Raw genomic sequence first — 11,582 nt, 5'->3', positions numbered from 1 at the left:
TACGGCTCTTATTTAAATACCTAGTGGGGTAGTGTCTTCGCTATCAATGACGCCATCGTTATCGGCATCTTGGTCGGCAATTAATCCTGCTAAGGCTATGTCTTCATCGCTGGTGTTAGGTAAAAAGAAGTTAGGTAAGCCGTCGTGGTCGGTATCTACGCTTGCTATCGCTATGCCTCTAAAGTCATCGCGAGAGGCGACTAAGTTGGTCATGCCTATGTAAAGCTCAAGCTGATCGGCTTCGCCATTAACCCCGTTACTAATTAAGCTTTGTGCTTTGCTAATGTTGTTAATTAACGTAAAACTGTTAACTAAGTCTGCCATGTTGTCGGCAATAATTGTACCGGCAAAGCCCAAAATAAGAGGCTCAAGCGTATTTAAAAGCATGCTAGCTTGTGTTTTTGCATTACTATAATTTGCTGAAAAGTCGCTAATGTTCGCTGCGTTTGAACCCATACTTGAAAGCATAGAATAACGTAAAAATTCACCTGTTTGAGCTTCTTCTAAACCAATTACTTCGGCTTTAACAGCGGCTAAAATAGTTTCTAGCTGATCGCTTGTTAACTCATTTAACGCAGGTGTTATTTCTGTAATTGCATCATTTAAAGTGGTGCTTGCAAGCGATGTTTGGTTTGCATTAACTAAGTAACCTAAGGTTTCTAGGCGGGCTTCAAATCTGTCTTCGGTATCTTCATCTAGTGCAATATAGCTAAGTAGTTGATTGTGTACACCGGCTACTTGCTCCGCTAAGCCGCCTTCAATTAGCGATACTATTACTTGATTATGCGCCGTAATTGATGAGCTATTACTTAGCGTGCGTATGTCGCCATCATTAAGCGTATTAAGTATGGTTAAACATTTATTAGCGGCATTTGCTGTATCGCCACCGACCTGCGCAGTTAAATCAACTAACAATTTACAGCCCTTGGAACCGGTTAAAAACGTGGTTGATGACTCTTTGCTAATGTATTCATCAGAGGCTAAAAAGTCGCCCGCATAGGTAAATACTTGCTGTGCTAAGTCGTTTCTGCCGGCCTCACTTAAAATTAGGCCTGTACCAGGGACGTTATCAAGCGATGTTAGCGCTCTAAAAAATTCGTTGTAATCGCCATTTTCAGTAAAAAAGCTGCGAGCTTGTGCTGCGGCACTTGTTATATCTTCACCGGCAAGTAGGCGGTTAGCTATATTAAAGCCATATACTTGCTCTTGCGCGTTGTTTATATCGGTTTCGCTGTCTGACAGCGTTATTGCTGGGTTTTCGTCGCTTTGGTATAAGCCTTCAATTAAGCCCGCTAAAAATTGAATAGGGTAAGTGTAGTTATCTAATGTAGCGGCGCTGTATGGCGACGCTGAGTAGGCGTAGTTACTATCAAAACCGGTAGAGCCATACATAGCAAGGACTTGGTTAGTGTAATCTTTTGCTGCTTCAAATTCGCCAGCTCTATAAAGATATTGCGCAGCCCATGCCCCGTGCAACGTTTTGTATTGCTCGTATGGTTGGCCTTCGTATTCGCCGCTACGTACAAGTCTGTAACCCGTTTTTACCGCAAGTTGCGCGTAGTTATTGGCAAGTAATTTGGCTTGAGTTAAATCGCTTTCATCTAGGCTTTGTGCATAGCTTTGTAGGGCATCATCTATTGATAAGCGTACGCTATTTAAAAAGTAGCCATAGCTTGATGTGTATTCGTCTTCGCGTACTTGCTCAGCGTATAACGAAATTGTATTCAACAAATTACTTGCTTGCGAGACTTGATCGGCGTCTAGGTAGCTTTTTACTAAAGAGTAAAGTGCTGATGCGTCTGATGAGGCAATGTTATCGAAACCTTTATCAGCTAAGTATTGGTTGTAGGCCGCTACCGCTTGGACGCGGTAATCGTTTGCTTGCTCTGTTTGGCCTATTTCATCAAGTGCTTGCGCCACATCTTTTAGTGCCGAAGAACGCGCCGTTTGCTCGTTTATAAGTGCTAAATAGTCGTTAGCAGTATCTAAAAATCCTGCACGCGCATAGGCCGCTGCTTGGGTTGCGTATATATCGTAACGAGACAGTTCGTCAGCAATATTTGCGCTTAGTTCATCTGCTTGTTTTAGGTGAGATAGGCTTGAACTGTAGTAATAATTAAGTTTGTCTTCGTTAGTTACATAAGAAGGGCTTAACGAAATAATTGCAGTTAATGGCTCGCTAATTAGGCCATCTGTGTAACTAATTTCAAATTGCTCATCAATGCTGCTTAGAGTTTGTGCCTCATAGGTAAATTCACCCGTGGTGCTATTTATGCTCATTACGCCATTACTAGGTGGTGTAATTAAGCTAATAGTTACGGTGTCACCATCTAAATCTTGCGTAGTAATAATCCCTTGTGTGGTGGTTGAAGAGGTAACAAACACGTTAGTGGTTAGTAACTGTGGTGCATCATTAACATTTTCTACGCTAAAACGTACTACAACATTTGCTGTTAAGTTGCCATCGCTTGCGCTAATGGTCGCGGTATCTTCGCCATAATAATTACTAAAAGGCGTATACGTAAATTGACCATTTGCTTCTACTGCTATAGTGCCGTTACTTGGTGCATTAGCAAGTGTGTAGCTAAGGGTATCGTCGTCGGTGGCTGTTACTTGAGCAGTAAATGGAGTGTCTTCGTTTACAGTAAAGCTTAAATTAGGTTGTGCAAACTGCGGGGCTGTGTTGCCAGAGCCACCACCACAGCCAGTTAAAGCAAGGGCGCATAATATTGGGGTAAACTTAATTAGCTTGTTCATTATTGTTAAAATAAAAAGTTAATGATGTTACGAATGATAACTGATATCAATTAGGTTTAAAAGTTTAATCTGTATTTGTATTATAAATAGTGAGTATTCAATTGAAGTTGAAAATGTCCCTAAAAAGCAAAACCCTGCGCTTAACAGGGTTTATATTACAAATAAGAGAGTGTTACTAAATGGAGGGGAACCAATTAATTATTTAAGATCGTCAATAATAAGAAGGGGGAAGTTTTTAGCTGAGCGAGGTTGCCAATTATTATAGCTAATATTGCTAATTCCAAAATAGTTAAGCACTTTAGGTGAATACGTCCAGCCACGGGCATGTTGCTTTATAGCTGCGCTGCGTAAATTGGGTTTTAACCCTACAGTGAGTAAATCATGATTTACGTTTAATTTTTTGTATAGGGCTTTTTCGCGCAGGCTTGCTTTATTAATTACCTCATCGTAATGAGCACGTAATTCTTCCCACTTTTGGCTTTTTTGCGGCTCTTTTAAATGCTTTACCATGGCATCAATATCACTGTCTAACCATTTTGCTGAGGCTGCATCTCCATGCCAACCGATAATTGCATTAGGTTCTATTGTAGTAGGGTGCCCAGCAAGCAACACATAATTAGCACACGATGAAAAACAAAACTGCTTTATATTTACGGTTAATTTATGCGCCAAAATTAGCTCGGCTAAATCCATTCCTAAAGCTATGTTTCCGCCGCCGCTGGTAATAGTAAAGGTATTAATTGTGGGATTGTTTTTTAACAGCTCAGCTGCTGTATTGTTATTTTGTTTGTTGATTTGACCACTATAAATAAGCGTTTTATCGCTTAAAGTGACTTTAGCCTGTAATAAAGCTGGGAATATTAAAAAAAGAGTAAAAATTAATTTTTGCATGTGGGTTTTGAATGAGTATTTTTGCCAAAGGCTACGTAATTTGGCTAAGCGAGGCAAATACTAATTTGTCTAAAGTAAGTTAACTCCTTTTAACCCCTTCTTAACCCTCGACCTAATAAGCTATGTGTAATAGTACGAATTAGGCATAGTTAAATGGTTTATTTTAAAAAGCACTCAACCGGTTTTTTACTTGCACTTAGTTGCACACTTGCTGCATGCAGTAGTCAGCCAAGCTATCAAGGTAATAGTACTGAGCAGTCGCTAAAGCAACATACAAACTGGCAGTACACGCAAAGTAACGCACAGCACGTAAATTACATTACCGATTTGGTGAATATAGAAGGGCTTGATTCGCTTATTGAGCAAGCTGTTACTAATAACCCATCGTTTAATCAAGTGCATGTTGCATTAAAACTAGCTTATGCGCAGCGTGATGTAACTGCTGCAAGTCAGTGGTTTAGTGTAGATGCAGGATTTGACGCGCAGCGCAGTGAAACCGAAGGCACGCAATATAGCTCATCAGTAGGTATAAGTTGGGAAGCCGATATATGGCAAAAAATTGCTGACAATGTAGCCGCGCAAGATATGACTATTGCCAGTAACCAAGCTACTTATCAAGGTGCTAAAGACACATTAGTAGCGAGTGTTATTCGTACTTATTTAAATATTATTTTGCAGCAAAATTTGCTCGATATAGAGAAGCAACGTTTAGTTGTTTTACAAAATAATGAGCAAAGTATTGTAGAGCGCTACCAATATGGATTAGGTGATTTAGAAGCGCTTGATACCGCCCGTACTAGCACGGCATCTACTCGCGCAACCATTGCCGATTACAAAGAACAAATAGCAAAAGCAAAGCGTGCTTTAATGCTAATTGTAGGCACTGATAAACTTCAAAACCTGCCAAGTACATTAACTCTACCAAGCGTTATTGAGCCATTAAGTACATTACCAGAGCAAGATTTGGCGCGCCGACCTGACTTACAAAGTGCCTATTACAACATTCAGGCCAAGCATTACTTGGTTGATGTATCGTACAAAGAGTTACTACCGAGTATTTCGCTTTCGGCATCACTGAGTGATTTAGCAAGCACGCCAAGCCAAGCATTATTAACCAGTCCAGTGTGGAGTTTATTAGGCAGTTTAAGTGCCCCTTTATTTGAAGGTGGAGCACTGCGTGCGCAAGTTGATATTGCAAAATTAAATGCCGAGCAAGCGTTTTGGCAGTACCAAGATACGCTGCTAAGTGCGGTAAACGAAGTTGAAAATGCGCTTGGGCAGGAGCAATCATTAACCGAGCAACAACTGCAAATTAGCAATGCACTTGCTAGCGCTAAACGCAGCTTTAGTAACTATCAAAGTAAGTATCAACAAGGTTTGGTTGATATTTTAGATTTGCTAACAGTGCAACAAAAAGTATACGACCTGCAAGCCCAGCTTAGCCAAATAAACTACACCCTTTTAACTAACCGCATAGATTTAGGCCTCGCTTTGGGTCTTGGAGTATCGTCATGAAAATTTCGCCAACACCGGTTGTTGTAACGCTTGTTGCTATTGTTTGTATAGGGCTTGCTATTATGTATAACGGTCAAAAAATGGCTGAAAAAGCAAATAGTCCACAACCTGCCGCTATTAAAGCTATTGCCCCAAATGTATCGGTGATTAATGCAGCTCCGAGCACTTATCAGGCTTATGTTAGCGGCCACGGTGAAGCTAAAGCGCATTGGTCACTTAGCTTAAAAGCACAAGTTAAAGGCGAAGTAACCAGTATGAGCGAGCAATTTGCGACCGGTAACTTAATAACTAAAGAGCAGGTGTTTGCACAAATTGATGACACCGAATACTTACAAGCTCTAGCTAGCGCAAAAGCAACATTGGCTGATGCAAAACTAGCACTGCAAGAAGAACAAGATTTAGGTAATCAAGCAAAACGTGAATGGGATCGCTCAGGCGTTACGCAAGCGCCAAGCTCGCCGCTTGTATTTAGAACGCTGCAGTTAGAAGCCGCGCAAGCTACGCTCGAGAAAGCACAATATGCACTTAAAACCGCACAGCGTGATGTAAATAACACCCAGTTAAGTGCACCATTTGACGCTGTTATTTTATCGCGCGATATAGATTTAGGTACTTATGTGAGTATTGGCGATACGCTTGCCACGCTAAACAGCACTGACAAAGTAGAAATAACGGTACCGCTTTCATTAAGTCAGTGGCAAAACCTAGCAAATAATAAATCAGGCGATGTTATTTTAACTGAAGTAACCACTAATACTAAATGGAACGGTTATATTTCACGTTTTGAGCAACACCTTGATGACAGTTCGCGTCAACGCAGCGTAATTGTTGCCTTAGATAAACCGTTTGAGCAAACAACGCCGTTACTGCCAGGCACATTTTTAGCGGTAGAAATTGCCGGTAAGCAGTTAAGTAACGTAATAAAACTGCCTGCTTCGGCGGTATCTCAAGATGGCTTAATTTGGTACGTAAATGATCAAAATAGCTTAGTAAGCACACACGCTAATAAAGTATTTGAGCGTGGGGATTACGTATATATTACGCCAGTAGATGGTGCTAAAAATCTAAAAGTGGTGGCGCGCCCACTTGTTAGTTACTTAAACGACATGAAAGTAAATCCAATAGTTGAGGAGATACAATAATGAGCCCTCATCAACCACCTCAAATACCCAGTAATAATAACCCGCTGCACGGTATTATTAATTGGTTTGCAAATAACTCTGTTGCCGCTAACTTATTGTTAGTTAGTGTGATTGTAATGGGTATTATGTCGCTTACGACTTTACGTAAAGAGGCTTTTCCTAGTTTAGAGCCAGATACTATTTCGGTATCGGTGGTTTACGACAGTGGCGATGCATTGCAAGCCGAAGAAGGAATAGCGTTAAAAATAGAAGAAGCGCTCGAAACCGTATCGGGTATTAAACGTATTACTTCTACATCCGATGCTAGCGGCAGCCATGTAAGCATTGAAAAAAGTACTGATTACTCACTCGATGAGTTACTTGTTGACGTTAAAAACCAAGTTGACGCTATTAATAACTTTCCGGCAGATGCTGAGCAACCTGTTATTGATAAAGCCCGTAGGCAAGATCATGCATTAACGCTGCAACTTTTTGGGGATGCAGATCGCCATACATTACAAAACCTGGGTGAAAAACTTAAAGCCGATTTATTAGCGCAATCAGGCATTAGCGACGTAGCGCAATCGGGTGTGCTCGACCCGATGATGTCCATAGAAATCGACGAAGGTAAATTACAAGCGTATGGCTTAACTATTAGTGATGTAAGTGAGGTCATTAATAATGAGTCATCAAGCCCGCTTTCGACTAGTTTGCGCGATAGCAGTAAAATTATACGCTTAAAAGCCGCCGACCAAGCTTACTGGCAGCGCGACTTTGCCAATATTGTATTGTTAACAACCGCATCAGGCACGCAAATTAAGTTAGGCGATGTAGCAACAGTTACCGACTCATTTGCCGAAGACAGCAACTCATTAAGCCGTTATAACCAACAAAATGCCGTAGGCGTTGAAATTTTAATGGGCGATAACAGCGATATAACTACCATTGTTAAGCAAGCTAATAGCGTAATAGATAAATGGCACGAAAGCGGTTTATTACCTCAAAACGTAGAGCTTGAAAGCTGGCACGACAAAAGCACCATGATCACCGAGCGTTTATCGCTACTTACTAAAAACGCGGTGACCGGTATTATTATGGTGTTTGTAATACTTGCCATATTTTTAAACGTACGCGTAGCGCTATGGGTGGCTGGTGGCTTGCCATTTGTATTTTTTGGTACGCTTTATTTTATGACCGATGGCTACACCGCACTAACCATAAATGAAATGACCACCTTTGGCTTTATTATGGCGCTGGGCATAGTGGTAGACGATGCCGTAGTTGTAGGCGAGAGTATTTACACCACACGTAAAAAACATGGCGATACATTAAATAATACAGTTTTAGGTACTATGAAAGTTGCTGTGCCAACAATATTTGGGGTGTTAACCACCGTTGCCGCGTTTGTGGCGCTTTCGAATGTGTCAGGTAACTTAGGTAAAATTTACTCTCAATTTGCCACTGTAGTGACCATTTGTTTACTGCTTTCAGTTGTTGAATCAAAACTTATTTTACCCTCGCATTTAGCCCACATTAGTACTAAACGCCAAGTTAAAAAAGGCTTAGCAGGTCTGTGGTCAAAAATACAACATGGTGCTGATAGCGGCTTAAGCTGGTTTAGCAAAAACATTTACTGCAAGGTTATTGAATTTTCACTGCGCTTTAGATACGCCGTAGTGGCTGCGTTTATCGCCTTTTTTATATTAGTTATTGGTATGCCGATGACAGGCACAGTTAAAGTTGGTTTTTTCCCAAGTATTGCAGGCGACACTGTAACAGCCGATTTAGTTATGCAAAACGACGCCGCTTATGGGCAAACAAACACAAACTTACTAACGCTTGAGCAAAGTGCATTACAAGCTGAGCAAAACTTAATGACTAAGTTGAGCTCTGACAAAAGCGAAATAACCAGCCTACAAGTCATTAGTAGCAGCGACACCAGCGGTGAAGTAAGCGTTGAGCTATTAAACGAAGGCGCTTTTACAGCAAGCGAATTTGCTCAAGAATGGCAGCGCGTAGCAGGTAGCCTTGAGGGCAGTAAAAAATTACAAATATTAGCCACGCGTAAAATGGTCGATAACTTTAAAGTTGAACTTAAAGCGTGGGACGACGAAACCGTAATGGCGGCTGGCGTACTATTTAAGGAGCGCTTGCAAAATACCGCAGGCGTTAACGGAATAGACGACAACTTAAACCCAGGTCAGCCACAGCTTAAATTTACCCTAAATGCACAAGGGCGCGCGCTTGGCATGGATACAGCCAGTTTATCAAAGCAAGTACTGCAAGCCTTTGGTGGTGCAGTTGTACAGCGCTACCAACGTAATAAAGACGAAGTTAAAGTACGTGTACGCTACCCAGAAGATGCTCGTAAAACACCTGCCGATATAATGCAGTCGCGTATTCGCCTACCCGATGGCACGGTTGTCCCTTTAGTTAACGTAGCCACAGTAAGCAGTGAATATCAGCAAGATGAAATAACCCGCATTGATGGACTTCGTGCAATTTATTTAAGCGCCCAAGTAGATAAAAACGTGATTGCTCCAAACGAGTTAGTTGCTAATTTAAAGCGCGACTTAATTCCAGAGTTAACACAGCAATTTCCTAATTTAAGTGTGTATTTTGCAGGAGAGGCAGAGCAACAAAGCGAAACCACCAGCTCAATGAGCACTATGTTTGTAGCGGCTTTATTAGTTATTTACGTGTTGCTGGCTATTCCGCTTAAATCGTACATTCAACCTATGTTGATTATGGTAGCAATTCCGTTTGGCATTGTGGGCGCTATTTTAGGACATTGGTGGAACGACTTAACCATTAGTATATTGTCGTTAAATGGTATTTTGGCGCTCAGTGGAGTAGTTGTAAACGACAGCTTATTACTTGTTTCACGCTTTAACGAACTAGTAAAAGAAGAGGGCATTAGCACGCACGATGCCATAGTTGAGTCGTGTACGAGCCGGTTACGTGCGGTATTACTTACCTCAATTACGACGTACGCAGGCTTAGTGCCGCTACTTAGCGAAACCTCAATGCAGGCACAGTTTTTAATTCCTGCTGCGGCATCACTTGGCTACGGTATTTTGTTTGCCACGGTTATTACCTTAATACTTATACCGGCATTATTGATGATTCAAACCGATGCTAAACGCGGTATTGATGCTGTGCTAATATCGCTAGGTGCTAAAAATAAAACGCAGGAAGTAGCCTCTTAATGATAAACGTACTACTGGTTGAAGACGACATAGATTTGGCAACCACCATTGTTGATTATCTCGAAATTGAGTCAATAGAGTGTGACCATGCAAGCAATGGCGTAATGGGTTTAAATTTAATAGAACGTAATCAATATCAAATGATTATATTAGATGTAAACATGCCCAAAATGGACGGTTTAACCATGTGTAAAACTTTACGTGAGCAAGGCATTGATATACCTGTATTAATGCTGACAGCGCGCGATAGCCTCGACAATAAGCTTGAAGGGTTTGCAGCCGGTAGTGACGACTATTTAGTAAAACCATTTGCCATGAAAGAGCTAGTAGCGCGGGTTCAAGTATTAGCAAAGCGTAAAAGTGGAGAGGTTAAGCGACTTACCTTTGCTAATTTAACACTTAATTTAACCGCGCATACAGCAACAGTGGCTGCGCACAGTTTAAAGTTATCACCCATTACTTTTAAGTTATTAGAAGTGCTTGTACGAGAGCAGCAAAAACCGGTAACCCGACAGGTAATTATGCAAGCAATATGGGGAGACGATCAGCCAGACAGCAATAGCTTAAAAGTGCATATTCATCATTTGCGTAAACAGCTAGAGCAAGCGCATTGTCAAGCCGTACTAGAAACAATACCCAGTGTAGGGTTTGCGCTAAAATTAAAAAATGGGACACAAGCATGAAAATTAGACCCAGCCTGAGGTTGTATTTTTTTGCCACCATGGTGCTTTTAAGTTCATTAATGGCAATTGGTTTTTCGTTTTTAAGTGTTAATTATTTTATTGATGGCTTAGACCGAGGGTTAAATGGCGTAATGCATGCGCTTTCGCAATCTACTGAGGTTAAAAACGGTGAACCTGCAGAAATGATTGGCTTTAAAATAGCGAGTCGCTGGGAAGACATGCCAAGCGAAATTCAGCAACGCTTTACAAAGCCTACAGAGATTGGCGTACTACAAAAAAGCAAAGTAAAACCATCGTTTTTTTCAATGCCGGAAGACCTCTATTTTGTAGCGTATTTTCAAAACCCTGCAGGGGAGCCCCGTTACGTATCACGTATTATGCTTGAAAAAGAGCGCCTTAAAAAACAAAGCTCACCCGATAAACCTATAAAAAAGTTGGCATGGATAGCGTTAACAGGGGTTACGGCAATTGCTTTATTTACCTTCTTTTTGTTTATGGTAATGAAAAAAATAGCTAAGCCAGTAGAGTCACTACGCGGTTGGGCTAAGTCGTTAAATCAAAATAATTTACAAAACACGCCGCCCGACTTTACCTATAACGAACTAAATACCTTGGCAACGTTAATACGCAGTAGCTTGCTTTCAGCTCACGACAGCCTTGAGCGAGAGCAGCGCTTTTTAAGTTATGCGAGCCACGAGTTACGTACACCAATTTCGGTTATTCGTAGCAACGTTGAGTTACTTAACCGCTTAAGCGAAAAAGCACCTTTAAGCGATAAACAGCAACTTACACTGCAGCGAATAGAGCGCGCCGGTTTAACCATGAGCGATTTAACCGAGACGTTATTGTGGCTTAGCCGAAATGACGACCAGCAAAGTGCACCAGAGCCTGTAAACCTAGCCGAAAAAATAACGACCTTGAGTAATGAACTCGATTATTTACTCAATTCAAAACAAGTTGATGTACTTATAAATACCGATAACCAAAATACGACTATTAATACCGAAGCCACCGCATGCCACATTGTGCTTACTAACTTAATACGTAATGCATATCAGCATACGCAACAAGGGCAAGTGCGAATTACTCAGCAGGGCAGCCGTGTGATTATAGTAAATAGCAGCGAACAAACTGATACGCCACACACTGCTAATAACACAAACAAGCCCGCTAATATTGGCTACGGTTTAGGATTAGAGTTAAGCGAAAAAATAATAAAACGACACGGTTGGGTATACGAAGTAAACGACATGCCTGGGCGTTATGAAGTGGTGGTCGATTTTAGTTAATTATTTGGTTAATTAGGTATGAAGTATTGATAACCGCGCTAAAGCTTTTTTATAAAGTGTTAGCGCGGTTTTTTTATGTGAAATTAAATATTTGATTAAATAACATGCGATAGTAGA

At 41.1% G+C, this 11,582-nt stretch carries 7 protein-coding genes; 5 read left to right on the top strand and 2 right to left on the bottom strand.

Annotated elements, in window-relative coordinates:
* Positions 1-12 precede the first annotated feature (12 nt).
* Positions 13-2,757, bottom strand: a complete 2,745-nt coding sequence (locus tag H5122_RS12485; protein ID WP_182682407.1) for a cadherin-like domain-containing protein — start codon at positions 2,755-2,757, stop codon at positions 13-15.
* A 198-nt stretch (positions 2,758-2,955) separates the two neighbouring features.
* Complete coding sequence (locus H5122_RS12480; RefSeq protein ID WP_259395779.1) at positions 2,956-3,648, bottom strand: hypothetical protein; 693 nt, start codon at positions 3,646-3,648, stop codon at positions 2,956-2,958.
* 153 nt (positions 3,649-3,801) lie between these two features.
* Here H5122_RS12480 and H5122_RS12475 point away from each other — a divergent pair, with 153 nt between their 5' ends.
* From H5122_RS12475 to H5122_RS12455, 5 genes are read left to right on the top strand one after another with little or no spacing between them, the layout of a single operon-like run.
* Positions 3,802-5,163 (top strand): TolC family protein, encoded by a 1,362-nt coding sequence (locus H5122_RS12475; protein ID WP_182682409.1) that lies wholly within the window; start codon positions 3,802-3,804, stop codon positions 5,161-5,163.
* The gene (locus H5122_RS12470) at positions 5,160-6,305 is read left to right on the top strand and encodes an efflux RND transporter periplasmic adaptor subunit (RefSeq protein WP_182682410.1); all 1,146 of its coding nucleotides are present in this window, start codon (positions 5,160-5,162) and stop codon (positions 6,303-6,305) included. The genes H5122_RS12475 and H5122_RS12470 overlap by 4 nt, the downstream gene beginning before the upstream one ends.
* On the top strand, positions 6,305-9,493 hold the full coding sequence (locus H5122_RS12465; RefSeq protein ID WP_182682411.1) for an efflux RND transporter permease subunit: 3,189 nt from the start codon (positions 6,305-6,307) through the stop codon (positions 9,491-9,493). Before H5122_RS12470 ends, H5122_RS12465 begins: the two co-directional genes overlap by 1 nt.
* Positions 9,493-10,176, top strand: coding sequence for a response regulator transcription factor (locus tag H5122_RS12460; RefSeq protein ID WP_182682412.1), 684 nt, complete (start codon positions 9,493-9,495; stop codon positions 10,174-10,176). The genes H5122_RS12465 and H5122_RS12460 overlap by 1 nt, the downstream gene beginning before the upstream one ends.
* Positions 10,173-11,465, top strand: a complete 1,293-nt coding sequence (locus H5122_RS12455; protein ID WP_182682413.1) for a HAMP domain-containing sensor histidine kinase — start codon at positions 10,173-10,175, stop codon at positions 11,463-11,465. The genes H5122_RS12460 and H5122_RS12455 overlap by 4 nt, the downstream gene beginning before the upstream one ends.
* The last annotated feature ends 117 nt before the right edge of the window (positions 11,466-11,582 follow it).

This window comes from Pseudoalteromonas sp. SG43-8 (genome assembly GCF_014164245.1).
GTDB classification, from domain to species: domain Bacteria; phylum Pseudomonadota; class Gammaproteobacteria; order Enterobacterales; family Alteromonadaceae; genus Pseudoalteromonas; species Pseudoalteromonas distincta.
The sequence above is the reverse complement of the archived record's forward strand: the minus strand, read 5'-3'. Positions and strand labels throughout refer to the sequence as shown.

Bases quoted from the DNA above. Each gene is read 5' to 3' on its own strand.
- H5122_RS12475 (WP_182682409.1), top strand. From the start codon at position 3,802: ATGGTTTATTTTAAAAAGCACTCAACCGGTTTTTTACTTGCACTTAGT.
- H5122_RS12465 (WP_182682411.1), top strand. From the start codon at position 6,305: ATGAGCCCTCATCAACCACCTCAAATACCCAGTAATAATAACCCGCTG.
- H5122_RS12470 (WP_182682410.1), top strand. From the start codon at position 5,160: ATGAAAATTTCGCCAACACCGGTTGTTGTAACGCTTGTTGCTATTGTT.
- H5122_RS12485 (WP_182682407.1), bottom strand. From the start codon at position 2,757: ATGAACAAGCTAATTAAGTTTACCCCAATATTATGCGCCCTTGCTTTA.
- H5122_RS12455 (WP_182682413.1), top strand. From the start codon at position 10,173: ATGAAAATTAGACCCAGCCTGAGGTTGTATTTTTTTGCCACCATGGTG.
- H5122_RS12480 (WP_259395779.1), bottom strand. From the start codon at position 3,648: ATGCAAAAATTAATTTTTACTCTTTTTTTAATATTCCCAGCTTTATTA.
- H5122_RS12460 (WP_182682412.1), top strand. From the start codon at position 9,493: ATGATAAACGTACTACTGGTTGAAGACGACATAGATTTGGCAACCACC.